This is a genomic window from Mesorhizobium sp. NFR06 (genome assembly GCF_900115245.1).
In the GTDB taxonomy this organism is placed as follows: Bacteria; Pseudomonadota; Alphaproteobacteria; order Rhizobiales; family Rhizobiaceae; genus Mesorhizobium.
Genome location: NZ_FOVT01000008.1, coordinates 35,131 through 59,031, shown reverse-complemented (window position 1 = coordinate 59,031; position 23,901 = coordinate 35,131). Strand labels below are relative to the sequence as shown.

At 61.0% G+C, this 23,901-nt stretch carries 24 protein-coding genes, 1 tRNA gene and 1 pseudogene; 12 read left to right on the top strand and 14 right to left on the bottom strand.

What is annotated here, in order from left to right; translation table 11 throughout:
- Positions 1-37: 37 nt before the first annotated feature.
- The 4 genes from F3H96_RS15930 to F3H96_RS15915 all read left to right on the top strand — a co-directional run bounded on the left by F3H96_RS15930 (position 38) and on the right by F3H96_RS15915 (position 5,047).
- Positions 38-1,042, top strand: a complete 1,005-nt coding sequence (locus F3H96_RS15930) for a hypothetical protein (protein ID WP_149802680.1) — start codon at positions 38-40, stop codon at positions 1,040-1,042.
- 89 nt (positions 1,043-1,131) lie between these two features.
- Positions 1,132-3,681 carry a protein translocase subunit SecDF gene (gene secDF, locus F3H96_RS15925; RefSeq protein ID WP_149802679.1) on the top strand — a complete coding sequence of 850 codons (2,550 nt, stop codon included), beginning with the start codon at positions 1,132-1,134 and terminating at the stop codon, positions 3,679-3,681.
- Positions 3,682-3,808: 127 nt separating this feature from the next.
- Positions 3,809-4,198 (top strand): Mth938-like domain-containing protein, encoded by a 390-nt coding sequence (locus F3H96_RS15920; RefSeq protein ID WP_149802678.1) that lies wholly within the window; start codon positions 3,809-3,811, stop codon positions 4,196-4,198.
- Positions 4,199-5,047, top strand: a complete 849-nt coding sequence (locus F3H96_RS15915; RefSeq protein ID WP_149802677.1) for a phytoene/squalene synthase family protein — start codon at positions 4,199-4,201, stop codon at positions 5,045-5,047. It abuts the gene before it with no gap.
- Positions 5,048-5,059: 12 nt separating this feature from the next.
- Here the strand turns inward: F3H96_RS15915 and F3H96_RS15910 are convergent, their stop codons facing one another.
- The 4 genes from F3H96_RS15910 to F3H96_RS15895 all read right to left on the bottom strand — a co-directional run bounded on the left by F3H96_RS15910 (position 5,060) and on the right by F3H96_RS15895 (position 7,371).
- The gene (locus F3H96_RS15910) at positions 5,060-5,242 is read right to left on the bottom strand and encodes a hypothetical protein (RefSeq protein ID WP_188131419.1); all 183 of its coding nucleotides are present in this window, start codon (positions 5,240-5,242) and stop codon (positions 5,060-5,062) included.
- 2 nt (positions 5,243-5,244) lie between these two features.
- The gene (gene trmFO / locus F3H96_RS15905; protein ID WP_149802676.1) at positions 5,245-6,654 is read right to left on the bottom strand and encodes a methylenetetrahydrofolate--tRNA-(uracil(54)-C(5))-methyltransferase (FADH(2)-oxidizing) TrmFO; all 1,410 of its coding nucleotides are present in this window, start codon (positions 6,652-6,654) and stop codon (positions 5,245-5,247) included.
- Between the two features lie 384 nt (positions 6,655-7,038).
- The gene (locus tag F3H96_RS15900; RefSeq protein WP_084508100.1) at positions 7,039-7,179 is read right to left on the bottom strand and encodes a DUF1127 domain-containing protein; all 141 of its coding nucleotides are present in this window, start codon (positions 7,177-7,179) and stop codon (positions 7,039-7,041) included.
- A 51-nt stretch (positions 7,180-7,230) separates the two neighbouring features.
- Positions 7,231-7,371, bottom strand: coding sequence for a DUF1127 domain-containing protein (locus F3H96_RS15895; protein WP_006335194.1), 141 nt, complete (start codon positions 7,369-7,371; stop codon positions 7,231-7,233).
- Between the two features lie 233 nt (positions 7,372-7,604).
- Between F3H96_RS15895 and F3H96_RS15890 the strand changes: the two genes are divergently transcribed.
- Both F3H96_RS15890 and F3H96_RS15885 read left to right on the top strand, forming a co-directional pair.
- Positions 7,605-8,723, top strand: coding sequence for a DUF2157 domain-containing protein (locus F3H96_RS15890; RefSeq protein ID WP_149802675.1), 1,119 nt, complete (start codon positions 7,605-7,607; stop codon positions 8,721-8,723).
- Positions 8,720-9,301, top strand: coding sequence for a GDYXXLXY domain-containing protein (locus tag F3H96_RS15885; protein WP_149802674.1), 582 nt, complete (start codon positions 8,720-8,722; stop codon positions 9,299-9,301). Before F3H96_RS15890 ends, F3H96_RS15885 begins: the two co-directional genes overlap by 4 nt.
- 32 nt (positions 9,302-9,333) lie before the next feature.
- Here F3H96_RS15885 and F3H96_RS15880 read toward each other — a convergent pair whose 3' ends face one another.
- Together F3H96_RS15880 and F3H96_RS15875 are read right to left on the bottom strand one after the other, a co-directional pair.
- Positions 9,334-10,266, bottom strand: coding sequence for a hypothetical protein (locus F3H96_RS15880; RefSeq protein WP_149802673.1), 933 nt, complete (start codon positions 10,264-10,266; stop codon positions 9,334-9,336).
- A 331-nt stretch (positions 10,267-10,597) separates the two neighbouring features.
- Positions 10,598-10,682: transfer RNA gene (locus tag F3H96_RS15875), tRNA-Leu, on the bottom strand.
- 445 nt (positions 10,683-11,127) lie between these two features.
- On the opposite strand from F3H96_RS15875, the gene tig reads away from it, so the two are divergent.
- The 4 genes from tig (at position 11,128) to F3H96_RS15855 (ending at position 15,241) form a co-directional block, all read left to right on the top strand.
- Positions 11,128-12,627 (top strand): trigger factor, encoded by a 1,500-nt coding sequence (gene tig, locus F3H96_RS15870; protein ID WP_149802672.1) that lies wholly within the window; start codon positions 11,128-11,130, stop codon positions 12,625-12,627.
- A 192-nt stretch (positions 12,628-12,819) separates the two neighbouring features.
- Entirely contained in the window at positions 12,820-13,332 is a 513-nt protein-coding gene (locus tag F3H96_RS15865; protein WP_149802671.1) for a hypothetical protein, read from the top strand.
- Positions 13,333-13,557: 225 nt separating this feature from the next.
- Positions 13,558-13,938 carry a cytochrome c family protein gene (locus F3H96_RS15860; RefSeq protein WP_149802670.1) on the top strand — a complete coding sequence of 127 codons (381 nt, stop codon included), beginning with the start codon at positions 13,558-13,560 and terminating at the stop codon, positions 13,936-13,938.
- 484 nt (positions 13,939-14,422) lie between these two features.
- Positions 14,423-15,241 (top strand): DUF2189 domain-containing protein, encoded by an 819-nt coding sequence (locus F3H96_RS15855; RefSeq protein WP_149802669.1) that lies wholly within the window; start codon positions 14,423-14,425, stop codon positions 15,239-15,241.
- Positions 15,242-15,280: 39 nt separating this feature from the next.
- Here the strand turns inward: F3H96_RS15855 and F3H96_RS15850 are convergent, their stop codons facing one another.
- The 7 genes and pseudogenes from F3H96_RS15850 to F3H96_RS15820 form a co-directional block, all read right to left on the bottom strand.
- On the bottom strand, positions 15,281-15,754 hold the full coding sequence (locus F3H96_RS15850) for an aminoacyl-tRNA deacylase (RefSeq protein ID WP_149802668.1): 474 nt from the start codon (positions 15,752-15,754) through the stop codon (positions 15,281-15,283).
- A gap of 117 nt (positions 15,755-15,871) precedes the next feature.
- Positions 15,872-16,276: a cytochrome C oxidase subunit IV family protein gene (locus tag F3H96_RS15845; RefSeq protein WP_149802667.1), complete on the bottom strand. Its 405-nt coding sequence runs from the start codon at positions 16,274-16,276 to the stop codon at positions 15,872-15,874.
- A gap of 9 nt (positions 16,277-16,285) precedes the next feature.
- A complete protein-coding gene (locus tag F3H96_RS15840; RefSeq protein WP_149802666.1) occupies positions 16,286-17,005 on the bottom strand; it encodes a heme-copper oxidase subunit III family protein in 720 nt (239 codons plus the stop codon).
- A 10-nt stretch (positions 17,006-17,015) separates the two neighbouring features.
- On the bottom strand, positions 17,016-17,720 hold the full coding sequence (locus tag F3H96_RS15835) for a cytochrome c oxidase subunit 3 (RefSeq protein ID WP_149802665.1): 705 nt from the start codon (positions 17,718-17,720) through the stop codon (positions 17,016-17,018).
- Complete coding sequence (gene ctaD, locus F3H96_RS15830; protein ID WP_149802664.1) at positions 17,717-19,486, bottom strand: cytochrome c oxidase subunit I; 1,770 nt, start codon at positions 19,484-19,486, stop codon at positions 17,717-17,719. Before ctaD ends, F3H96_RS15835 begins: the two co-directional genes overlap by 4 nt.
- A 24-nt stretch (positions 19,487-19,510) precedes the next feature.
- Positions 19,511-20,395, bottom strand: coding sequence for a cytochrome c oxidase subunit II (locus F3H96_RS15825; RefSeq protein ID WP_149802663.1), 885 nt, complete (start codon positions 20,393-20,395; stop codon positions 19,511-19,513).
- A 254-nt stretch (positions 20,396-20,649) separates the two neighbouring features.
- Positions 20,650-20,811 (bottom strand): annotated as a pseudogene (locus tag F3H96_RS15820) (JAB domain-containing protein); the annotation flags it as partial.
- 319 nt (positions 20,812-21,130) lie between these two features.
- On the opposite strand from F3H96_RS15820, the gene F3H96_RS15815 reads away from it, so the two are divergent.
- Positions 21,131-21,847, top strand: coding sequence for a pentapeptide repeat-containing protein (locus F3H96_RS15815; protein ID WP_149802851.1), 717 nt, complete (start codon positions 21,131-21,133; stop codon positions 21,845-21,847).
- A gap of 160 nt (positions 21,848-22,007) precedes the next feature.
- Here the strand turns inward: F3H96_RS15815 and F3H96_RS15810 are convergent, their stop codons facing one another.
- Positions 22,008-22,223, bottom strand: a complete 216-nt coding sequence (locus F3H96_RS15810) for a helix-turn-helix domain-containing protein (protein WP_149802661.1) — start codon at positions 22,221-22,223, stop codon at positions 22,008-22,010.
- Positions 22,224-22,921: 698 nt separating this feature from the next.
- Between F3H96_RS15810 and F3H96_RS15805 the strand changes: the two genes are divergently transcribed.
- Positions 22,922-23,539 (top strand): hypothetical protein, encoded by a 618-nt coding sequence (locus tag F3H96_RS15805; RefSeq protein ID WP_244620031.1) that lies wholly within the window; start codon positions 22,922-22,924, stop codon positions 23,537-23,539.
- The last annotated feature ends 362 nt before the right edge of the window (positions 23,540-23,901 follow it).

Sequence of the window (23,901 nt, the reverse complement as noted above, 5' to 3'; positions counted from 1 at the left end):
CGATGGCCGCGGGCAGAGTTCTGACGAACGGCGGCATATGGTCTATCTTTCGCGCCTGAGGGTCATCTTGATCGGGCTTGCCCTGGTCTCAATGGTCTTCGGCACGTCGAATGCTTTCGCATCGGTATCGGGCACGCATATTTTGCTTCACCTGGATATGGACGCGCTGATCAACAGCCGGCTGAAGACGATGCGCGACCAGATCGGGACGTTGCTGCGCGGCACCGAACCCAGGATCAACTATAGCGGCCTTGTCGTAGAGGGCCGCGCGGCTCAGGTGCGCATAAGTGATCCGGCGCAGGTCGAGGCCGCCAAGGCTGCGCTCAAGACCCTGCTTGATCCGATCGCCGGCAAGGATGGGCCAATCCAGGAAATTGCGCTGGACGACAGTGAGCCCGGCCTGCTGAAGCTCACAATGACGGACGCCGGCGCGAAGTATAGAACGTCGGCAGCGCTCACGCGGTCGATCGAGGTTCTCAAAAAACGCCTGGACGAACTTGGCATCGCCGATTCCGCGATCCAGCCGACGGACGACGGCATATTGGTTCAGCCGCCAAGCGTCGCGGATTTGCACAGCTTGGCACAAACCCTCGTCCGGCCAGGCCGACTGAGTTTCCAATTGGTCGACACGTCGATGCCTGTGGACGATGCAGTCAACGGTCGGCCGCCTGTCGGTTCAACGGTGCTTTACACGCTGGATGATCCGCCGGTTCCCTATCTGATCGAAAACCGGGTGGTGGTTTCGGGCGAAAATGTGCTGGAGGTCAACGCGACCTCGGCCGGCGAGCCTGTCGTCGCATTGCGGCTCGATTCCAAGGGTACGGAACGTTTCAAACGGGCGACCACGCGGAATATCGGCAAGCCCTTTGCCGTGATCCTTGACGATCACGTGATTTCGGCGCCGATCATCCGCGAGCCCATCGAGCATGGCACAGTCCAGATATCGGGCAATTTCACGGCTGAAAGCGCCAACGAACTTGCCCTGCTGTTTCGCACCGGTGCATTGCCGGCGCGATTGACAATCGTCGAGGAAGCACGATAGGGCCGGCCGTGGTTGAAATGACGACGATAGACGACAACCGAGCCGATGGCGGAACGCTGCCGCTTGTACGCCTGAACGGATAAGAACGAATGCTCTATTTCTCGCGCCTGAAGATGATCCTGATCTGGCTCGCCGTGGCCATCACAGTGATCCTCGCCGCGCCCAATCTTTTCCCGGCAAGCATGCTGGCGCAGCTGCCGAATTGGGTACCGAAGCGGCAGATGACGCTCGGCCTCGACCTCCAGGGCGGCTCGCACATCCTGCTCCAGATGGATCAGAACGACCTGATCAAGGACCAACTGGAGACGACGCGCGATGAAATCCGGACGCTGCTGCGCGATGCCAAGATCCAATATACCGGACTTGGCGGAACGGGCCGCACGGTGCAGGTGCGCATCAACGACCCGAACCAGGTCGAAGCCGCCAAGTCGGCGCTGAAGCCAATAACCAATCCGGTCGCGGCCGGCCTCTTTGCCGGCGGTTCCGTCCAGTCGATGAACCTGGACGATTCCGAGGCCGGGTTGCTGAAGTTCACAGTCACCGATGCCGGCATCAAGTACCGCACATCGACGGCATTGTCGCAGGCGATCGAAGTCGTCGAACGGCGCGTCAACGCACTCGGCACGACCGAGCCGATCGTGCAGCGGCAGGGCGACGACCGCATCCTGGTTCAGGTGCCCGGGCTTCAGAATCCGCAACGGCTCAAGGATATCATCGGCCAGACCGCCAAGCTGACGTTCCAGATGGTCGACACCTCCGTGCCGGTCCAGGATGCGATGAAGAACCGGCCGCCGCCGGGCGATTCAGTTCTCTATTCGCAAGACGATCCTCCGGTTCCTTATCTGGTCGAGAACCGCGTCATCGTGTCGGGCGAAGACCTGTCGCAGGCGACCCCGACCTACAATTCCCAGACCAACGAGCCGGTGGTTTCGTTCACGTTCAATTCCCGCGGCGCGACGCGCTTCGGCCAGGCGACGCAGCAGAATGTCGGCAAACCGTTTGCCATCGTTCTCGACAACCAGGTCATTTCGGCGCCCGTGATCCGCGAGCCGATCCTTGGCGGCAGCGGACAGATCTCCGGCAATTTCACCGCCGAGAGCGCCAACGACCTCGCCGTGCTGCTGCGCGCGGGCGCCTTGCCGGCAAAGTTGACCATCATCGAGGAGCGCACGGTCGGTCCGGGCCTCGGCCAGGACTCGATCCATGCGGGCAAGATCGCGGGCGTGATCGGCTCGATCCTCGTCGTCGCCTTCATGTTCGTCGCCTATGGCTTCCTTGGGTTCCTCGCCAATATCGCGCTCGCGGTGCACGTGGCGATGATCGTGGCGCTGCTGTCACTGCTCGGCGCAACGCTTACGCTGCCGGGCATCGCCGGCATCGTGCTCACCATCGGCATGGCGGTGGACTCCAACGTTCTGATCTATGAACGAATCCGCGAGGAGCGGCGAAACGGGCGCTCGGTGATCCAGGCGATCGATACCGGCTTCTCCAAGGCGCTGGCGACGATCGTCGATTCCAACGTCACGTCGCTGATCGCCACCGTGGTGCTGTTCTGGCTGGGCACGGGGCCGGTCAAGGGTTTTGCCATCACCTACGCCATCGGCATCCTGACGACTGTCTTCACCGCCTTCACCTTCACCCGCATGCTGGTGTCGATCTGGCTGCGCCGCGCCCGCCCGAAGGAACTGCCGCGCGCGCCTGTCACCTTCATTCCGCCGGGCACCAAGATCCCGTTCATGGGTATCCGCCGCTGGACGTTCGCCTTGTCGAGCCTGTTGTCGATCCTGTCGGTCGTCGGCTTCCTGACCGTCGACATCAATTACGGCATCGACTTCAAGGGCGGCTCGATGATCGAGGTGCAGTCCAAGCAGGGCGACGCCAACCTCGGCGATATCCGCAACAGGCTGTCCGAGCTCAACATCGGCGAGATCCAGGTGCAGCAGTTCGGCGCGCCGAACGACGTGCTGATCCGAGTCGGCACGCAGGACGCCGGCGAGAATGCCGAGCAGACCGTCATCGACAAGGTGCGGGGCGAACTGCAGGACCAGTATGATTTCCGCCGCGTCGAGGTGGTGGGACCGACGGTCTCGGGTGAACTCGCCAAGCAGGGCACGATCGCGATGCTGATCGCGCTGGTCGGCATCCTGCTCTATGTCTGGTTCCGTTTCGAATGGCAGTTCGCGGTCGGCGCCATCATCGCCACGGTGCACGATGTGGTGATGACGATCGGCTTCTTCGTCGTGACAGGGCTGGAGTTCAACCAGTCGTCGCTGGCGGCGATCCTGACCATCATCGGTTATTCGCTGAACGACACCATCGTGGTCTATGACCGCGTCCGCGAGGATCTGCGAAAATACAAGAAGATGCCGCTGCCGCAGCTCTTGAACAATGCCATCAACGAGACCCTGTCGAGAACGACGCTGACCTCGGTGACGACAATCCTGGCGCTGCTGGCGCTGGTGCTGTTCGGTGGCGAGGTGATCCGCTCCTTCACGATGGCGATGCTGTTCGGCGTGATATTCGGCACCTACTCGTCGATCTTCATCGCTGCGCCGCTGCTGATCCTGTTCCGGTTGCGTCCACAGTCCGCAACAGCGGATGAGGAAAAGCCGGTGAACGGCAAGGCCGTGGCGACCTGACGCCGCTAGAGCCGGATGATTTCAGGCCGAGTCGACCTGAAATCTGAATCCGTTTCTAAATCAAAGAGATAGAGCATGATGTCGCTCGAAGACCGCTCCACACTTTTCGGCATCATGCTCTAGACCCATGGCCAAAGGCATCATCATCCGCGAGGCGCATTTTCCGGGCAAGGCGCCGATCGAGGCCTATGGCAATAGCGGATTCCGCTTTGCCGACATGTCGCATCGCGGTTCGCTGCTCGTCCTGCCGTCGGGCATCCATGGCTGGGAGCCGGCCGATCCGCTGGCGCTGACGGTCTCGGACTTCGACCGGCTGTTTGCCGAGGCCGGCAAGGTAGAGATCCTACTGGTCGGCATGGGCAAGGATCTCCGGCCGCTGCCGGCCGCGTTGCGCGCCGCGCTCAAGGAGGCAGGCATCTCGGCCGACCCGATGTCGACGGGAGCGGCGGTGCGGACCTACAATGTGCTGCTGGCCGAGGACCGCGCCGTGGCCGCGGCGCTCATCGCCGTCGATTGAATGGCCGGCACTTCCAACATCGTCACGGATGCGGTGCGCGCCGCCGATCATGACCGGTATCTGTCGGCGCTCTACGCGCCGGCCGACAAGCGCGGAGCACTGTTTGCGCTCTACGCCTTCAACTCCGAGATCGCTGGCGTGCGCGACCGCATCCATGAGCCGCTGCCGGGCGAGGTCCGGCTGCAATGGTGGCGCGACGTCATCGCGGCTGATGGACAGGCCGAGACCGGCCACCCCATCGCCGATGCGTTGAGGGCGACGATAGCCGTCAATCATCTGCCGAAGATCGCTTTCGAGAACATGCTCGAGGCGCGGATATTCGACCTCTATGACGATCCGATGCCGTCGCGGACCGACCTCGAGGGCTATTGCGGCGAAACCGCCGCTGCGCTGATCCAGCTTGCGGCGATGGTGCTTGACCCCATCGCAGCGCCGGGCTTTGCCGAACTGGCGGGCAGGGCCGGTTGCGCGCAGGCGATCACCGGCCTGCTTCTTTTGCTGCCGCTGCATCGCCGACGCGGACAGTGTTTCGTCCCCACCGAGATCTTGTCGGCAGCCGGCACCACGCCGGAAGACTTCGTCAAAGGCGAGGGCGGGGCCGCCGTGGAGCGGGCGCTGGCGGCGATGGTCGCGCTGGCGCGAGAACATCTCAACGCGTTCGAGCAAGCTGCGCCGACGCTTCCCGTTTCACTGCGGCCAGCCTTTCTGCCGCTGGCGCTGACGCGCGCCTATCTCGACAAGATGGAGAAGCGAGGCAGGTCGCCGCTCCACGCTACTGCGCCGCTCTCCACCTTGCGCCGGCACTGGTTGCTCTTGGCGCATGCGATGCGGGGCTGGACGCCCCTTTGACGTAAACGTCAATCAGCCGCCATGTGGCTGGCCGATCAGCGCCTCAAGCGCCGGTATGTGGACCTCGCGTAATTTTTGCAGGCTCTTGCAGCGAATATAGATGCTCCAGACAATCTCGTAGTCGCCCGCGAACGGCTCTTCGCTTGCCGGCAAACCTGGTGGCAGAAGCTGGGGCAGCCTGGAGGCGCCAGCCATAGCTACTCTGCCGCCTCGGCCCGCGCCGGCAGCCCCAGCCATTGCCTACAATCGGCCAGCGCGCGCGAGGTAATGGCGTGCCTTTTGGCCACCGTCTTGTCCTTGCCGCGCAGGCGCTTGCCTTCGACCTTGGGCGCTTCCACCGGCGGGAAAAGGCCGAAATTGACGTTCATCGGCTGGAAGGAGCGCTTTCCGGGCTCGTCATCCGATACGATGTGGCCGCCGGTGATGTGGTTGAGCAGCGCGCCAAAGGCCGTGGTCGACGGCGGCGGCGCGGGCGCCCGGCCGAGCCGTTCGGCGGCGGCGAAGCGGCCGGCGAGCAGGCCGATCGCGGCGCTTTCGACATAGCCTTCGCAGCCGGTGATCTGGCCGGCGAAGCGCAGGCCAGGCCGCGATCTCAGCTGCAGCGAGGCATCGAGGAGGGTCGGCGAGTTGATATAGGTGTTGCGGTGCAGGCCGCCGAGCCGCGCGAACTCGGCGTTTTCAAGCCCCGGAATGGTGCGGAAGATGCGCACCTGTTCGCCATGCTTCAGCTTGGTCTGGAAACCGACCATGTTGTAGAGCGTGCCCAGTGCGTTGTCCTGGCGAAGCTGCACGACGGCATAGGCTTTGACCGTCGGATTGTGGACGTTGGTCAGCCCCATCGGTTTCATCGGCCCGTAGCGCAGGGTCTCGACACCGCGCTCGGCCATCACCTCGATCGGCAGGCAGCCGTCGAAATACGGCGTGCCTTCCCACTCCTTGAACTCTGTTTTCTGCCCGTCGAGCAATGCCTGGACGAACGCGAAATACTGCTCCTTGTCCATCGGGCAGTTGATGTAGTCCTTGCCGGTGCCGCCGGGGCCGACCTTGTCGTAGCGCGACTGAAACCAGGCGGTGTTCATGTCGATCGTGTCGAAATGCACGATCGGGGCGATCGCGTCGAAGAAGGCCAGCGCATCGGCGTGGGTGGCCTCTGCGATCGACTGCGCCAGCGAAGGCGCGGTCAAGGGACCTGTGGCGATGATCGCCTGGTCCCAGTCCGCCGGCGGCAGGCCCGGAACTTCCTCGCGCTGGATGGTGATAAGCGGGTGCGCCTCGATCTTCTTCGTCACCGCATCGGAAAAGCCGTCGCGGTCGACGGCCAGCGCGCCGCCTGCCGGAACCTGGTGCGCATCGCCGGCGCTCATGATCAACGAGCCGGCCAGCCGCATTTCGGCGTGCAGCAGGCCGACGGCGTTGTTTTCGGCATCGTCGGAGCGGAAGGAATTGGAGCAGACGAGCTCGGCCAGCCCATCGGTCTTGTGGGCGTCGGTGCCGCGCACCGGGCGCATCTCGTGCAGCACGACCGGGACGCCGGCTTGCGCGATCTGCCATGCGGCTTCGGAGCCGGCGAGGCCGCCGCCGATGACATGTACGGGATTTTTGCTCATGAGCGTCGGAATAATCGCTTGGCGGCCCGATTGCAATTGCCGGCCGGCAACGGGCGCGTCGGAAGCCTGCGCCAAAAACAACAACACCCGCCGGGGGAGGAGGTCCGGCGGGTGTCGTTTTGGCGGTCAATCCTCGGGAGGAGGTGAAGATCGACCATATTCGCCATCGCCGGGGAGGAGGTCGGCTTTGACGAAATCTCTTTCGCCGTTTGAGGACGAAAATTCTTTTCGCCTTTGAGAAGGGGCGAAACCTTCTGGAGAACAACGCCCGCCGGGGGAGGAGGTCCGGCGGGCGCCGTTTCAGTGGTCAACCCTCGGGAGGAGGTGAAGGTTGACCGTATCCGTCAGGGTCGGGGAGGAGGTCGACCCTGGCGAAATTCCTGGCTAGATCGCCTTGCGGGCGACCATCTTGATCTCGTCGCGAACGATGCCGAGATCATGGAGCTGGCGGTTCGAAAGCCGACCCAGCTCGGTAACGGTGTCGCGGTAGACGCGCCAGTTACGATAGCTGCGGATCAGGTTCATTGGCGTTACTCTCTTCAAAACTGGTTCGGACCATTTGCGGTCCGAAGCGGATTAGACCGCCTTGCGGGCGACGTAGTGGATGTCGCTGCGGCTGATGCCGAGGTCGGTCAGTTCACGGTTCGACAGGCGGCTCAGCTCGGAAACGGTGTCCCGGTAGCGGCGCCAGTTGCGGTAGTTGCGGATCAGGTTCATGGTAGTTCTCGTTTCGTCTTTGGTTCGGATCATTCCGTTTGTGTACGAACAGAAAATAGGTGGGGTCATATCGATTTAAAAGTGCCGTTGGCGCATGGCAGCAATGCAAATTGTGCAATGCAACATTAACGGCCGTTCACGCCTGCGCCACAAAGAAGGCCGAATCGGAAAATGCCGCCGCGTCAACGGTTTGGCAGTTCCGGCCAAGGAATTGACCAGGTTCTGGGGAAAGCATGGCGGGCTACGCGACACGGGTGAAGGCAGATATCGCGCGCTGGCGGGAGGCAGGGCTGATCGATCCCGCCACGGCGGAAGCCTTGACGCGCGACGTCGCCGCCAACGAGCGCGCGTCGCTGAGTTTCGGCTCCATCCTGGCGATGATGGCGGCGCTTCTGTTCGGCGCGGCGATCCTGATTTTCGTCGCCGCCAATTGGGAGGCCATCCCGCGCCTGGCGCGGGTTGTGGCGCTGTTTGCCGTCATTGCTGCGGGCTATGTCGGCGGTGCGGTCATGAAGACGCGCGACCATGCCGCGATCGGCGAGGCGCTGTGGATCGTGGCTGCCGCAGCCTTCGGCGGATCGATCGCGCTGATCGGCCAGATATACCATCTTTCGGGCGATGAGGCCTCGGCGCTGGTCACCTGGTGCGCCGGCGCGGCGCTGGCGGCGGTGGCGCTGCGCTCGAACCCGCTCACGGTGGCGGCGGTAGGCATCGCGGATGCCTGGTTGTTCCTCAAGGGCTTCGACTTTTTTGGTCGCGCCGAATTTCTGCATTTCTTCATCGTCATGGCGATCGTACTGTTTGCCGTTTCGTTCTGGACACGCAGCCAGGCCTCACGTCATCTGATCATCCTGTCGGTGCTTTTCTATCTCGTGCTCCTGGTTGGAGATTACGACACGTTGCGGATTGCTGTCCCGCTGCTTATCGGTTCGGCGCTGCTGTTTGCCGCGGCGGTGTTTGCGGGCGATCCGATAGACAGGATCCTTCAGCTCGGTGGCCGGCTGCCCTTGCATGCCTTGCTCGGCTTCCTCACCGGCATCGCGATGATCCAGTTCGAACTGGCGGATGAAAGCACATACGCCAGCGGTTTCGCCGTCGCCTCGATCGTCGCGCTGTCCGGCATCGTGGCGGCAATCATGCTGGCGGGCCGCGAAAGCAGGGGGCTGCGCTGGCTGGCCTATGCCGGCTTCGCCTTCGAACTCGCCATCATTTACAGCGTCACCTTGCAGTCGATGCTGGATACGGCCGGCTTCTTCCTGGCGGCGGCGCTGCTGCTCGGTATTCTGGCGCTGGTCATCATTCGCGTGGAAAAGCGCATGAGGGCGGCTGCCCACACGGGAGCAGCGGCATGACCGGCAAGAAACTGATCGTCTCTGCGCTGGTGCTGGCGCTTGTCCAGATCGGCTTTCTCAGCTGGATCATCGCGGGCCGCGCGGCGATCCTTCGCAGCGGCAAGGAAGTGCTGTTGAAGGTCGAACCGGTCGATCCGCGCGATCTCCTGCGGGGTGACTATATCTCGCTCAACAACAACATTTCGCGGATCCCGGCGAAGCTGATCGCCAACGTCCCGCAGGGCATGCTTTCCACCGACGACAGCTCGATCACGGTGCGGTTGAAGAGGGGCGGCGACGGCTACTGGCAGCCGACGGCAGCCTGGTTCGGCAAAGCGCCGGCCCCTGCGGGCGCGGACGAGGCGGATATCGCCGGACACGTCGCCGCGGGATGGGACGTTCGCAGTCCCGATGTGACGATCGCGCCGGACTATGGAATCGGACGATTCTATCTGCCGGAAGGCGAGGGCATGGCGATCCAGAACGACATGCGGGTGCGACCATTCGGCATCAAGCTTGCGCTCGCGGCCGACGGCACGGCGCAGATCAAGGCGCTGATGGATGGCAATAAGACGCTGTTCGAGGAACCGCTGTACTAGAGCATCTCGCCGTTTCACAGAAACGGCTCCGGTTACCGCTGAATATTGCCGGTCTCTGCGATGATTTTGGGATAGGGACCGATCGATATCGTGTAGCTGAAGTTTGCGGCGCCTTTCTCCTGCTTATGTATGGAGGCACTGCGCACAACCCAGTCATAGACCCCGGAGACCATGCAGCGATCGTTAGCGCAGGTGACCACAATGCTCTCATTGCGGACGTTATATGCGCGTTCAGGCCATCGCTTGTAATAGTTCCTCTTGTCCTGAACGATCGCCCTCAAGTTCGTCAGCTTGCCATAGTAGTCGACCTTTGGTGCGTAGGACGCCTGAACCTGGGCAAGAGCGAAATCGTCGTTGTCGCCATGATGCTCGATGATATCCTTGACGAAGGCGACCGCAATGCTCTCCGGCTGTTGCCTGGCGTCGGGTGCAGGCACAGGTACGAGGGCAGGATTTGGCCTCGTTGGCACCTGCGATGTATCTGCGGGCGATTGGTTCGCTGTGACATTGGTCACACGCAACTCAGCCATTTCGCCGGCCGACAGGTATCTTATGTCATGCTTGCCATAGCTCGAAGCCAATTCTATCAGCTTGGGGTCCACTCCCATCTCGACTACGTAGGATGTGATTGCGACCGTTCCGAGCTGGACGCGGGCCGCCGCTTCTTGGGTGGACATCCCGTCAGCCGGTTTGAGAAACGCCCGGTGAATGCCGATAGAACCTGGTTCGGCAACGCGGTGGATGCCCCCGAGGAAGGCCAGTGAGCAGGCTGAAGCGCACTGCAATTGGCGAAGCTGAAGCGTATCCAACCCCGCTGCGCGGATCATACGCCCCAACCGAATGGCACTGCCGACGTTGCCACCAGGGGAGTTGAATACAATCACCTTGGCCCCGCTGCTCACAACCGCGCGGCCAAAGCCGTTCAAGGACTCATTGGCGCCAAACTCACCGGAGACAACGAGCATTGGCCGCTGACCCGGAGGAGAAGCCGGAGTGTACTCCAAAGCCTCAGCCTGAGACGTCGCCGCCGCAACAACCGACCCGACCCCCAGAAATAGAGAAAATACGCGCACAACCTGACAGAGCCCCAACCTGCCAGATGCAACTTAGAACCTGTTGACGGGCTGTTTCAAGTGTATCGGGTGCGCAAAAGCGGTATTGTCTCCGCGGGCATAAGGGCCTCGTTCGCGCCGTCAGGAGTTGATGTCTACGGTCCTCCTTAGCCGAGGCTTCGGAAAGGCCCTTCATCTGCTGATTTTCAAGTGGCTCGCCACCCGAAGCTCGAAGAGCGAAGGGTGGTGCGGATGAAGGGACTCGAACCCCCACGCCTTTCGGCACTGGAACCTAAATCCAGGGCGTCTACCAATTCCGCCACATCCGCTTTCCCCGGCAATCCCATGTAGCCATCATTCTGTCAATGTCGGCGCTCAAGCGATGCTTGTTCGGCTAAGCGCGTCGTGTCGAAACGGGTTCGGGCGACGCGTTCTAAGTCTTGTTTGGATGCATGCCGTTCTCGCAAAACCGCTGCGCACTTTTGGGCGACATGCATTGGTGCGAAGATAGTTGAAAATTAGCCTAGCCTGTGACAAAAGGCGTGTCGAATGTGACGGAACGTGAAGTTCTGCTTCTGCAAGATGTGAAAAGTTATAGGAAAAACAAAAACTTATTCGCATTTGGCAAGGCGCAGTTCGGGAGAGTTTGAACCGCACCAGCGGTCAAATCGCCGGGTTCCGTACAAAAAGCCATTTCCGGCAAGATCATACCGGCAGGCTGTAAACGGCTAAAAACCGTTTGGCAGTCTCATTGGTGAAAACAAAGGTTCTAGGATGCAGGTCACCGAAACGCTCAACTCCGGTCTCAAGCGCGAGATCAAGATCACCGTGCCGGCCGGTGACATGGAAGCCAAGCTGATGGCGCGGCTGACCGATGCCCGCGACAAAGTGCGCATCAACGGCTTCCGCCCGGGCAAGGTGCCGGTGCAGCACCTGCGCAAGGTGTACGGCAAGTCGTTCATGGCCGAGGTCGTCAACGAGATCCTCAACGACTCGACCCGTTCGATCATTTCGGGGCGCGGCGAAAAGGCCGCCATGCAGCCCGAAGTGATCATGACCGAGGACGAGAAGGAGGCCGAGAAGATCCTGGCCGGCGGCGCCGATTTCGAATTCAGCCTCAATTACGAAGTCATACCGGCAATCGAGATCAAGGATTTCTCCGACATCAAGGTGACGCGTCAGGTCTATGACGTGCCGGAATCGGAAGTCGACGATCAGGTCAAGCGCGTTGCCGAATCGGCGCGTAGCTATGAGCCGAAGACCGGCAAGGCCGCCGAGGGCGATCGCGTGAGCATCGACTATGTCGGCAAGATCGGCGGCGAGGCTTTCGCCGGCGGCGCCGGCACCGATCAGCCGCTGGTGCTCGGCTCCAAGGAGTTCATCCCGGGCTTCGAGGACCAGCTGATCGGCACGAAGGCCGGCGATGAGAAGCAGGTCACCGTCACCTTCCCCGAAAACTACCAGGCCGCGCATCTGGCCGGCAAGGAAGCGACCTTCGACGTCACCGTCAAGGAAGTTTCGAAGCCCGGTGAACTGGAAATCAACGACGAGACCGCCAAGAATCTCGGCCTGGAATCGCTCGAGCGCCTGCGTGAGATCGTGCGTGGCCAGATCGAGAACCAGTTCGGCTCGATGACCCGCCAGAAGGTGAAGCGCCAGCTGCTCGACCAGCTCGATTCGGCCTATTCCTTCGAAGCGCCCTCGAAGCTCGTCGAGGCCGAGTTCAACAACATCTGGGCCCAGGTCAACCGCGATCTCGAAGCCGCCGGCCGCACTTTCGCCGACGAGGAGACGACGGAAGAAGAGGCACGCGCCGAATATATGCGCCTTGCCGAACGCCGCGTGCGCCTCGGCCTGGTTCTGGCCGAGATCGGCGAGAAGGCCGGCGTCACCGTATCGGACGAGGAGCTGCAGCGCGGCCTGCTCGAGCAAGTGCGTCGCTTCCCGGCCAACCAGCAGCAGGAAGCCTTCGAGTTCTATCGCAGCAATCCGGAAGCCATCAATGCGCTGCGGGCGCCGATGTTCGAGGAGAAGGTCGTCGATTACCTGCTGGGCCAGATCTCGGTCAACGACGTCAAGGTCGGCAAGGACGAACTGATGGCCGATGACGAGGAGGCCGAAACCACGGCCAAGGCGAAGCCGGCCAAGAAGGCTGCCTCGAAGAAGGCCGAAGCCAGGCCGAGTGAGGCAAAGGCGGGCGAAGCCGCCGACGAGGCCGAAGAGCCGAAGAAAAAGGCCGCGCCGAAGAAGAAGGCCGCCAAGGAAGCCGAGTAACGGGTTACAGTACCATCGTTTCGAAAGGCCGCCTTCGGGCGGCCTTTTTCATTCTGGCATATTTTATTGTGGCAGCGCGGCAACACTGGCAAATTGTCTTGATGACCCGCTGCTGGCGATACCAACCGTTGAACATTATCTGCGCTTCATCCCATTCCAGGGCGTTTGGAGGCAAAGGTGAGGCTGGGGTTGATGATGAGAGACGTGGTCGTCGCCGCGGCGCTCTTGTTTGCCGCAGCGGTCGGCGCCGCGCAGGCTGAGCCGCAACTCGGCAACTGGAGCGTCGGCGCCGGCAGCGATGGCCAGATCACGGCATCGCTCCATGCCAGCAACAAGCTGATCACCGGCGGCGGCGCCTTGGGCTACAGCCCGGTGCTGACATTGGCGTGCCGGCCCGATGGCGAACCACGCTGGAGCGAGTGGCTCCAGCTCAGCGATGCCGTCTCCGCCAGCCGCAAGATCACCGTCTCCGTCATTGTCGACGGCGGGGGCAAAACCGATGAGAGCTGGTCGGTCGGCCCGCGCGGCAGGACGCTGGTCAGGGATGGGGACGACGGCATCAAGCGCCTGGCTTCAGCGAACCGACTGACACTGTCATGGCGCTTCGGCCTTCTGTCGGGACGGGGCGAGGCCGATTTCGAACTCGCAGGCCTCTCCGAAGCGATCGGCCAGATCGCCGCAAGCTGCAAAACCGATCCGCCGTGAGCGCTGCTGCCTAAGGCGCGTCGCGCTGAATATCCGCCCATCGCTCATGGCCTAAACCTTCGCGAAGGCTGATTTTTTTATCCATCGGGATCATTCTGTGGTATGTAGGTGCCGCAATTCCACTGAAGAAACGCGAACAATCCGCTGAACCCGTGCAGGACGCAACCGCAAGACCGGTGTGAAGTGGATCCGTCCGACGTAAGTGACCATCAGAGAGGAAATGCGATGCGTGCAATTGCGCTTTTCGTCGTCTTGTCCGCTACGACCTCCTTCGTGGGCTCATCGCAGGCGCAGGATGCCGCCGCGGGCGAGAAGGTCTTCACCAAGTGTAAGGTCTGTCACGTCGCAGATCAGGACCAGAACAGGGTCGGCCCGTCCCTGCTTGGCGTTATCGGGCGCACTGCCGGCACGCATCCCGGCTTCACCTATTCCGCGGCCATGATCGCGGCCGGCAAATCCGGCGTCAAATGGGACGAGCCGACCCTGACGACCTACCTTCACGCCCCCCAGGCGATGGTCAAAGGGACGAAAATGACGTTTCCCGGCCTCAAGGATGACAAGGACATTGCCAACGTCATCGCTTACCTGAAGCAGTTTTCCAAGTAGGCGCCCGTTGCGGGCCCCATTTGGTGGTCACCCGCCGAAGGACGAGGGCCGGCAACTGCGCTGTTGAGATGTCGCGACCCGTGCCGTTACGCCGGCAGCGCAAAGAATCCCAACAGCAGCAGAATGACTATGCCAAGGCCGAGTATGAGAAGCGTCCGCGTATCCATGACGTTCACCTTCGCGCCCTGAGAATACCGAAAAAGAATCTCTGGAGCCAGCTTCCTGCTGCGGCTGACCGTTAGAGCACTTCACCGTTTCACGGAAACGGCGAAACGCTCTATCTGTTTGTTTTGACGCAATTCCTGACGGAAAACCGTGTCACACTTTTCCTGGAATTGCTCTAGCCGGTGCCGCCAGAGGGCGACAAATCGGGCGTAAAGGGGTATGTTGGCGTCGGTGCAGGTCGCGGTTTGCGTGGCCAGTCACGCAGAGCGGAAGCACCGTGAAATCCGCGACCTTGCCGGACCTTATCTGGAGGAAGGCCATGGCAAGCTTTCACGTGATTGCAGGCGCCAGCGAAACGCTGGAGCATACCAGGGTGAGAAAGATCGGCGTCTCCGATCTTTTCGATGCGCTCAGACGCGGTGTCGATGACTTCATGGTCAAACCCTCGCACATCGTGTTTCTGTGCATGATCTATCCGGTTGTCGGCGTGGTGCTTGCCACCTGGACATCGGGAGCAAACGCGTTGCCGCTGCTGTTTCCGCTCGTGTCCGGCTTTGCGCTGATCGGTCCATTCGCAGCGATCGGACTCTACGAAATCAGCCGCAGACGAGAGGCGGGGCTGGATGCGTCCTGGCGCCACGCGTTCGAGGTCAGGAATTCCCCGGCGGTGCCGGCCATCGCTGCGGTCGGGATCATGTTGTTCGCGATCTTCATCACGTGGCTTTTGACCGCGAAGCTTTTCTACGAGCATCTGTTCGGGCCCGAGCCGCCAGCGTCACTGTCAAGTTTCATAACCGAGATATTCGCCACCGGGCGCGGCTGGACGCTGATCGTGCTGGGTCACGCGATCGGGTTTGTATTCGCCGTGGTGGTGTTGTGCACTAGCGTGGTCGCTTTCCCGCTATTGCTCGATCGCGATGTTGGCGCCTACGAAGCCGTCCACACGTCGGTGCGCGTGGTCCTGGCCAACCCGATTACAATGGCCGTCTGGGGACTTATCGTCGCCGTTGGGCTGATCGTCGGCTCGCTGCCCGTGTTCGCAGGGCTGGCGGTAGTGCTGCCAATCCTCGGCCATGCCACCTGGCATGTGTACCGCAAGGTGGTGGAGCCGCCGGCCGCCCCGAGACCAGCGACCTGAGCGAACCCTGTGTGAGCACCGGCAGGCGCGCCCGTGCGCTCACAGGGCCGGGTGGCTGAACCGCGCCTGACGCGCGCCCGTGGTCAGGTCGCGGAAATCCTTGCCGCTGACATGCACGAGCGTCTTGTGGTCGCCGCCCTCGAAATAGATATCGGCGGCATCGCGCAGACTTTCGTCCAGGATGACCGGCACGTCATAGGCCGCGCCGATCGGCGGTATGGCGCCGATGTCGCAATCATCGAAGATCGACACGACCTCGTCCTCGGAAGCGAGCCCGATGCGCTTGTCCATGACGTCCTGCAGCTTGCCGAGCTCGATCCTGTGGGTGCTTGGGACCACAGCCAGCGCATAGCCGAGTTCGTGGTGAACGACCACGGACTTGGCCATGATGCTGCCGGGCACATGCGCGGCAATGGCGGCCTGCCTGCTGGTGGCGGTCCGATGGTGGGCGACTGTGTCGTAGGGGATTCCCTTGCCGTCGATAAAATTCCTCAGTCTGTTTGCAATCGTCATTTTCCGCGTCCTTCGCTCGAGTTTCACGACGCATACCAAACGAAGCCGCTGGCTTCTTGTTTCAAGGCATCGGCCATTCCCGGCTGGTTTTGCTGCGGCGGTGTCCGAACCCGTGCGTCAGGGGCCGGGTCCGAAAAATGCGATGCGGGTCAGCAACGTATAGTCGGCCTCGAAGACCATCATCGTCACGAAAACCAGCACCAATATCGGCGGCAGGATGATTGCATACATCATTGCCAGCCGTTCCCAGGCCATGTGCATGAAGACGGCGACGATCAGTCCTGCCTTGAGCATCATGAAGATCAGGATCAGCGACCATCTGAGGTAGCCGTGGATACCGAAATAGTCGACCAGATAGGAGCAGGTGCTGAGAATGAACAGCCACGCCCAGACCACCAGGTAGAGCTTGATCGGGTGCTCCTGATGGACCTCGGCGTGAGCGACCGCTGTCGCAGCCGCTTGCTCCGCATGAGTGGCGTGCAGCGCGTGTTGTCCGAGACCGTTTGCGGTTGCTTCAGCCATGTCTGCCTCTCACCAAAGATAGAAGAAGGCGAAAATGAACACCCAGACCAGGTCGACGAAGTGCCAGTAGAGTCCCATGATCTCGACATTCTCGTAGCGGCCGCGGCGACTGGTGAAAAAACCGGGTCGCCCGATGTCGAAATCGCCGCGCCAGACTTTTCGCGCCACGATGATGAGGAAGATCACGCCGATCGTCACGTGTGTGCCGTGGAAGCCGGTGATCATGAAGAAGCATGAGCCGAATTGCGCGGCTCCCCAAGGGTTGCCCCAGGGTCTGACCCCTTCGGTGATCAGCTTGGTCCATTCGAACGCCTGCATGCCGACGAAGGTCGCGCCGAGCGCGGCGGTCAAAAGCATCAGGATCGCGGTTTTGCGGCGGTCGCGGCGGTAGCCGAAATTGACCGCCATGGCCATGGTTCCGCTGCTCGAGATCAGCACGAAGGTCATGATGGCGATAAGGATAAGCGGGATCTCTGAGCCGCCGATGCGAAGGGCAAAGACCTCGCTCGGGTTCGGCCAGGGCACGCGTGTCGACATGCGCGCGGTCATGTAGGAGAGCAGGAAGCAGCCGAAGATAAAGGTGTCGCTGAGCAGGAAGATCCACATCATGGCCTTGCCCCAGGACACGTTCTTGAATGCGCGCTGATCCGAGGACCAGTCGGCGGTAATTCCCCGCCAGCCCTTGGGGCGATCCAGTTGGCCGGTATGCGTCAGGGTCGTCTCCGTCATCGCCTGCCTCCTAGGTCAGCAATTGCCGGCAAATGTCGATGAACGTCGCTGCCCAGCCGGCCAGAACGGCGAAGATGCAGAGCCAGACGAAAAGCAGGAAATGCCAATACATGGCACAGAGCTCGACGCTGAGGCTGAGCCGCTGCGGCCGCGCTCCGCTCCAGGCGCTGGCGCTCGTCCTGCCAAGGCCGATCAGACCGCCCAATATGTGCAGGCCATGCATTGCGGTGATCAGATAGAAGAAGCTGTTGGCCGGGTTGGACGCCAGCAGGTAGCCATCCTCGGTCAGCTGCCGCCAGGCCATCAACTGGCCGGCAAGGAAGGCGAGGGCGGTCAGTCCGGCCGTTGCAAGACCGAGCCTGGCCATGTCTATCTGGCCTCTGCGCGCGGCGATCACCGCGCATTGCAGCGCGACGCTGCTCAACACGAGCACACCGGTGTTCAGCCAGAGCAGGCGTGGCAGTGGCAGCGGTCGCCAATCCGACAGGCCCATGCGCATGAAATAGGCGCTGGTGAACAGTGAGAACAGGCAGCCGACGACGGCGAGGAAGACGCCTAGACCGATCTTGGCGGTAGGCAGGGCCGATCGGTCGAAGCCGACATAGTCCCCGGCCATGCCTTGCTCGAGCCATGGCTTGGCCATCAGCCGCTGGTGCGAAAGCCACCATCCGGCAAAGCCGGCAATCACAGCCAAGAAGACCAGGATGACGCTCATGCCGGCTCCCTGGAGGGCGCGAAGGCGCCCGGCACGTTCTGCGGGATGAAGTCCTCCTTGGCGCCCGGCACGCTGTAGTCATAGGCCCAGCGATAGACGATCGGCAGCTCCTTGCCGAAATTGCCGTGCGCCGGTGGCGTCTGCGGGGTCTGCCACTCGAGCGTCGTCGCACGCCACGGGTTGCCGCCGGCCTCGCGACCATGGCGGATGCTCCAGATCAGGTTGAACAGGAACACCATCTGCGCGAAGCCGACGATGAAGGCCATGATGCTGATGAACGAGTTCAGATGATGGGCCGATTCCGTCATTATGGTCATGTCGGTCAGCTCGGCGTAACGCCGCGGAACGCCCATCAGTCCGAGATAGTGCATTGGGAAGAAGATCAGGTAGGCGCCGACAAAGGTAACCCAGAAATGGAAGCGGCCGAGTGTTTCATCCAGCAATCGTCCAGTGACCTTCGGGTACCAATGATAGATCGCGCCGAAGATCACCAGGATCGGCGCGACGCCCATGACCATATGGAAATGGGCGACGACGAACATCGTGTCGGAGAGCGGCACGTCGACGACGACGTTGCCGAGGAAAAGGCCCGTCAGCCCGCCGTTGACGAAGGTGACGATGAAGGCGAGTGCGAACAGCATGGGGATGGTCAGATGGATATCGCCGCGCCACAGCGTCAGCACCCAGTTATAGACCTTGATCGCGGTCGGCACGGCAATGATCAAGGTGGTGGTGGCAAAGAAGAAGCCAAAATAGGGATTCATGCCGCTGACATACATGTGGTGCGCCCAGACCACGAAGCTCAGCGCGCCGATGGCGATGATGGCCCAGACCATCATGCGATAGCCGAAGATGTTCTTGCGCGCATGCGTGCTGATCAGGTCGGACACGATGCCGAAGGCCGGCAGCGCCACAATGTAGACTTCCGGGTGGCCGAAGAACCAGAACAGGTGCTGGAACAGGATCGGGCTGCCGCCATTGTGCTGCAACTGCTCGCCCATCTCGACGATCGCCGGCATGAAGAAGGAAGTGCCGAGCATGCGGTCGAGCAACATCATCACGCACGCAACGAACAGCGCCGGGAAGGCGAGCAGCGCCATTACGGTGGCGGTGAAGATGCCCCAGACGGTGAGCGGCAGGCGCATCAAGGTCATGCCGCGCGTGCGGCCCTGCAGCACCGTCACCACATAGTTCAGGCCACCCATGGTGAAGCCGATGATGAACAGGATGAGCGAAGACAGCATCAGGATGATGCCCCAGTCCTGGCCCCCCGGCGTTCCGGACATGATCGCCTGCGGCGGGTAGAGGGTCCACCCGGCGCCTGTCGGCCCGCCCGGTGCGAAGAAGCTCGACACCAGAACCAGAACGGCCAGCAGATAGATCCAGTAGCTCAGCATATTGACATAGGGGAAAACCATGTCGCGGGCGCCGACCATCAGCGGGATGAGGTAGTTGCCGAAGCCGCCAAGGAAAAGCGCGGTGAGCAGGTAGATCACCATGATCATGCCGTGCACGGTGATGAACTGGTAGTAGGCTTCGGGGGTGATGAAGTCGAACGTGCCGGGGAAGCCGAGCTGCAGCCGCATCAGCCAGGAGAGCACCAGCGCCACAAGGCCGATTGACGTTGCCGTCGCCGAATACTGGATGGCGATGACCTTGGCGTCCTGCGAGAAGACGTATTTCGTCCACCAGCTGTGCGGATGGTAGAGTTCCACCTCCCCGACTTCGGCGGGCGGAACGGCATCTGCGGGTGTGACGTCGACCATGGGAGCAGCACCTCCGTGCCCTGTTCAGCGGGCCTCGAGCGTTTCGAGTTTTGCCGCGACGTCCAAAGCGGACGCCATCGTCTTTCCTGACGGTTGGTTCGCCGAGCCCGTTTGCTTGGGCGTCGACAATTGCGCAAAGGTCTGCTGCTGGCCGAGCCAAGTCAGATAGTCCTGCTCGGTGTCGACCATGACCACGCCATGCATCAGCGGATGTCCCTGGCCGCAGAGCTCGGCACACAAAACCTGGAAGGTTCCGGTCCTCGTTGGCGTGAACCAGAAATAGGTGACAGATCCCGGGATCATGTCCATCTTGGCGCGGAATTCCGGGATGTAGAAATCGTGCAGCACGTCGATCGAGCGCAACAGCACCTTGACCGGCTTGCCGACCGGAAGGTGCAGATCGGCGGCCTCGACCACGACGTCGTCCTGGCCGTCTGGATCTTTGGGGGCGATGCCCAAGGGGTTGTCAGCGGCGACGTCGCGAGTGTCCGAAGTACCGAGCTTGCCGTCCTTGCCGGGCAAGCGGAAGCTCCACTGCCACTGCTGGGCGACGACCTCGATCTCGGTCGCATCGCCTGGGACGGTGACGAAACGGCTCCAGACGAACAGGCCGGGAACCAGCAAGGCAGTGACGCCTGCCGCGGTGACGACCATGAGCCACCATTCGAGCCGCTTGTTCTCCGGTTCATAGGCGGCGCGATTGCCTTGCCGATGCCGGAAGCGGAAGACGCAATAGGCCATAAAGAGCACGACAGCCGCAAAGACGATGCCGGTGATCCAGAAGCTGATGATGATGGTGTTGTCGATATAGTCCCAGTTCGAGGCAATCGGCGTCCACCACCATGGGCTCAGGAGGTGGAACAACACCGAGCCCACGACGATCAAAACGAGTACAAGCACAACGGCCATGTCCCGTCCTCCAGTATTTCATCGGAGCGCGAAGCACCCAACCGAAATACCAAGCCGCATCATGCTCGATTTCCGGTTGAAATTCCAGAGCCGACTATCTGATTGGCAAAACACTGCTTTTGCGCCCGTAGCTCGGGCGGTGGGCGGGCCTTGAAGCGCGTCGCGCTGAAACGGATTCAGGCGATGCGCTTCAAGTTTTTGGATTTGCGCATGTCATTTTCCCAAAACCGCTGCACACTTTTGGGCGACCTGCGTCAGATCAAGAGCAGCCCTTTCATCGAGGCGTTGCCCTTGCGACCGATGATGATGTGATCATGCACGGCGATGCCCAGGGGCTTCGCCGTATCGATGATCTGCTTGGTCATCTCGATGTCGGCGCGCGACGGCGTCGGGTCGCCGGAAGGATGGTTGTGCATCTTCATAGTGGCAGCAATTTATCGTTGTTTTTCAATTGGCTATCAAGATCATGAAATGTGCGGGGTCGTTAACTGGGGTAGGCAATACGTGACCTGCCGAGATGAAGAACGTACGATTATCATCGATCCCATTGGATACTTCCGCGGTTCCGGGCACATCGCCGAGGCCGAATCGCCTCACTTCCCGCCGCGTCGGGCTGGATTGCGTGGAGGCCCATCAACCTCGTTCACATCAACTTTGACGGCGGTCGTCACCGTGGCTCGAGTGTCAGCAGCTGTGGTAAGGTTGATGTCGGCGAGCAGCAGAGGCCCAGCAACAATGACTTTGAGACGAACCAGAGCTTACGGCGCATCCGGCTTGGTTCTAGCGGTTTGCATTGTATTTGCTTGGCAGAACGCCACTGCCGCTCAAAATTGCGACGCAGCCGCGACGCCTGGCGTCAATTGGCAGGACTGTGACAAAAAGCTTCTCATCCTAAAAGGACAGGACCTGAGCGGGGCGAACCTGTTCGGTGTTGATTTCACTTCGACCGACCTCAGGAACAGCAATCTCCTTGCGGCAAATTTTGAGAAGGCAACGCTTGTGCGTGCTTCCCTGGCCGACTCGACCGCCAAAGGCGCCCGGTTCGACAAAATCGAGGCCTACAGGACCGACTTCAGCCATATGGACGCCCGGGGCGCTGTGTTTGCAAGCGCGGAAGTGCAGCGCTCGAATTTCCAGGACGCCAATCTGACCAATGTTGATTTCACAAAGGCGGAATTGGGGCGAGCGCAGTTCCATGACGCCGATATCAGCGGCAGCCGCTTTTCGTTTGCCAATCTCGCGCGGGCGGACTTCCGAGGAGCGACGTTCACCGCGCCGATAGATTTTGACCGCGCTTTTTTCTTTCTGACCCGTATCGAGGGCCTCGATCTTTCCAATTCGACGGGTCTGTCCCAGTGGCAGCTCAACATGGCTTGCGGAGACGCCCGGACCGAGTTGCCTTCTGGCTTGACGAGGCCTGAAGAATGGCCCTGTCAATTCCAGCAGGAATAGTTGTCGGCAAGCCGGGTGCAGGGAGGGATTGACTATCCCTGTCCGCGGTTGTCAGCATGCCTGAACATCAACTCGGACTTGACCACAATCCGGTCGTCTTGACGCTTAACTGACGTCCGTGTTTGGGGCGGTTTTGTGTGCTCTTGCGTGATCATCGAGCTCACTCACTCGCGTCCGGTGTAAGTCGCTTTGAACCACGGCACACCACAATATTTTTGTTATCCCATAGCTCAAGTTCGTCGATCGGATACAGCACGGCTTTTCCGATTTTGATGTAGGCCGGTCCAATCCTCATGGCTCGCCAGTTTCGTAGCGTCCCAAGAGAGATGCTACCACGGTAACGTTCCGAGACTTCCTCGGCCGTCAGATATTTCATTAGGGCCTCCAAATATTCCCCGGGTTCCGCACTGCTGGTGGAAGCCGAACTGCTGCCTGCGAGCAGGATCGCACACACTCCCGAACCGTTGATCATGCAGTTGCACGGCTATGACTGAGGTCTGAGCGCCAGAAATGGAAGGCTCGGAGGAGGGGGATAGTAACAACGGATATGGCCGGATAGAAATCGGACGGCCTGCTGACCAAGATCGAAAAACCGTGACGCTCGATCGACTCGGTTAGCCCCGAAGTGCAACTTGCCATGACTGATGGGCATAACTTCTTTTCGTTCCGCAGTGGAGCCGCCGATAGCCCTTCGGACGCTCTTAGGTTCACGATCGCGTTCGTTAATTCCAGAACCCGCCATTCATATGCTAGAATTGGGGTGCCGAACGAAGTGGAATGTGGCATTCCACCAGCGCGGGACCAAGACAGCTGCGCCGGCTGCCAGCGCCCTTCCGGACGGTCCTCGCGCAATGTGCGGGCCCACTACGAACCTTCGGACTGTGACGAGGAACTCGCTGAGGCGGGGCGTGTCACTTAGGAATCAAAAGGATGGTGAAGGCGCTATCCTTTACGGTCTTTCGGGGGCGATGCGTCGCATCACAAGCCTTAGCTGTTCTTACCTGACTACGTGCTTGCCCACGTAACTTACCTTCTGCCCTCGGGCTCATAGCGATAAGCCCTTGAAGGCATCCGATGAAGTTTGCCCGCAAGGGGAAAGACCCATGCTGGGACAGCAGCGCGGACATTCATAAGCAAAGAAGCGCTAACAAGGAAGGCACCACCATGCGAAACTTCATGACACTCATCGCGGCAACTTCAGTAGCACTTTCATCTGCGACAGCAGCCTACGCGCAAACACAAAATCCCCTTCCCAAGGCTAGCGATGTGCTTGTCCGATATGGAGACGACGTGGAGGGCTGGACGGTCTATGCAAATCAAACCCGCGGAGATTGCTTGATCGTGCGCCAAGATGGGCCAAGTGCAGTGCAAATGGGCGTTACGGCAAATCAGGAGGTCGGATATCTTGGCGTGTTCACGAAGGTGGATATCGGGCTTAAGAACGGGAACACATCGGAAATCTTCGTCTCTCTCGACGGCCATCTCTATAAGGGTGTGGCCACCAGCACGAGCGGCGAACTCAAGGGCGGATATTCCGGCGGTTACATCTTGACCGACGACCCGAAATTCAAACGCGACGTGGCGAAGAAATATAAAATGACCGTGTTTCCGGACACCAAGGGAACCTTCGTCGTCGATTTGAAGGGGACATTCAAGGCTATGGCAGTGGGCCGCAAGTGCCTCCAACATTGACCGCCAGGGAATATTCCCACCCCATCTCCGCCACTGGCTTCGGCCAGCCGACAAAGTTTCGCAAAGCGCCGGCGTGTGAGATTGTGCGACGAAGCGCGCATGGCGGGCACCCATCGCGTTCATAGGCAGCCAGGGACGGGGAAAGCGGATGGTTCTGTTCTGCGGCTAGATGGTCTCCCACCCGATGTGGGAGCGCATCACGCCGAAGTCAAAGGGACCGCCGCCCGTCTAACCTGCGCGGCGGTATCATACGCTGTTGGTCGCAGCGCCTGGACCGGGTCCCTGCTTATTGAAGCAACGGTTTGTCACGGGCTGGGCGCGTTTCAAGGCGGACGAGCCAATTGCGTCGGGTCGCCGCCCTG

Coding starts and splice junctions, on each gene's coding strand:
- tig (WP_149802672.1), top strand. CDS start 11,128: ATGCAGGTCACCGAAACGCTCAACTCCGGTCTCAAGCGCGAGATCAAG.
- F3H96_RS15865 (WP_149802671.1), top strand. CDS start 12,820: ATGATGAGAGACGTGGTCGTCGCCGCGGCGCTCTTGTTTGCCGCAGCG.
- F3H96_RS15825 (WP_149802663.1), bottom strand. CDS start 20,395: ATGGCCGTTGTGCTTGTACTCGTTTTGATCGTCGTGGGCTCGGTGTTG.
- F3H96_RS15920 (WP_149802678.1), top strand. CDS start 3,809: ATGGCCAAAGGCATCATCATCCGCGAGGCGCATTTTCCGGGCAAGGCG.
- F3H96_RS15855 (WP_149802669.1), top strand. CDS start 14,423: ATGGCAAGCTTTCACGTGATTGCAGGCGCCAGCGAAACGCTGGAGCAT.
- F3H96_RS15895 (WP_006335194.1), bottom strand. CDS start 7,371: ATGAACCTGATCCGCAACTACCGCAACTGGCGCCGCTACCGGGACACC.
- F3H96_RS15845 (WP_149802667.1), bottom strand. CDS start 16,276: ATGGCTGAAGCAACCGCAAACGGTCTCGGACAACACGCGCTGCACGCC.
- secDF (WP_149802679.1), top strand. CDS start 1,132: ATGCTCTATTTCTCGCGCCTGAAGATGATCCTGATCTGGCTCGCCGTG.
- F3H96_RS15805 (WP_244620031.1), top strand. CDS start 22,922: ATGAAGTTTGCCCGCAAGGGGAAAGACCCATGCTGGGACAGCAGCGCG.
- F3H96_RS15835 (WP_149802665.1), bottom strand. CDS start 17,720: ATGAGCGTCATCCTGGTCTTCTTGGCTGTGATTGCCGGCTTTGCCGGA.
- F3H96_RS15810 (WP_149802661.1), bottom strand. CDS start 22,223: ATGAAATATCTGACGGCCGAGGAAGTCTCGGAACGTTACCGTGGTAGC.
- F3H96_RS15850 (WP_149802668.1), bottom strand. CDS start 15,754: ATGACGATTGCAAACAGACTGAGGAATTTTATCGACGGCAAGGGAATC.
- F3H96_RS15930 (WP_149802680.1), top strand. CDS start 38: ATGGTCTATCTTTCGCGCCTGAGGGTCATCTTGATCGGGCTTGCCCTG.
- F3H96_RS15890 (WP_149802675.1), top strand. CDS start 7,605: ATGGCGGGCTACGCGACACGGGTGAAGGCAGATATCGCGCGCTGGCGG.
- F3H96_RS15885 (WP_149802674.1), top strand. CDS start 8,720: ATGACCGGCAAGAAACTGATCGTCTCTGCGCTGGTGCTGGCGCTTGTC.
- F3H96_RS15900 (WP_084508100.1), bottom strand. CDS start 7,179: ATGAACCTGATCCGCAGCTATCGTAACTGGCGCGTCTACCGCGACACC.
- F3H96_RS15840 (WP_149802666.1), bottom strand. CDS start 17,005: ATGACGGAGACGACCCTGACGCATACCGGCCAACTGGATCGCCCCAAG.
- F3H96_RS15880 (WP_149802673.1), bottom strand. CDS start 10,266: ATGCTCGTTGTCTCCGGTGAGTTTGGCGCCAATGAGTCCTTGAACGGC.
- ctaD (WP_149802664.1), bottom strand. CDS start 19,486: ATGGTCGACGTCACACCCGCAGATGCCGTTCCGCCCGCCGAAGTCGGG.
- F3H96_RS15815 (WP_149802851.1), top strand. CDS start 21,131: ATGACTTTGAGACGAACCAGAGCTTACGGCGCATCCGGCTTGGTTCTA.
- trmFO (WP_149802676.1), bottom strand. CDS start 6,654: ATGAGCAAAAATCCCGTACATGTCATCGGCGGCGGCCTCGCCGGCTCC.
- F3H96_RS15910 (WP_188131419.1), bottom strand. CDS start 5,242: ATGGCTGGCGCCTCCAGGCTGCCCCAGCTTCTGCCACCAGGTTTGCCG.
- F3H96_RS15915 (WP_149802677.1), top strand. CDS start 4,199: ATGGCCGGCACTTCCAACATCGTCACGGATGCGGTGCGCGCCGCCGAT.
- F3H96_RS15860 (WP_149802670.1), top strand. CDS start 13,558: ATGCGTGCAATTGCGCTTTTCGTCGTCTTGTCCGCTACGACCTCCTTC.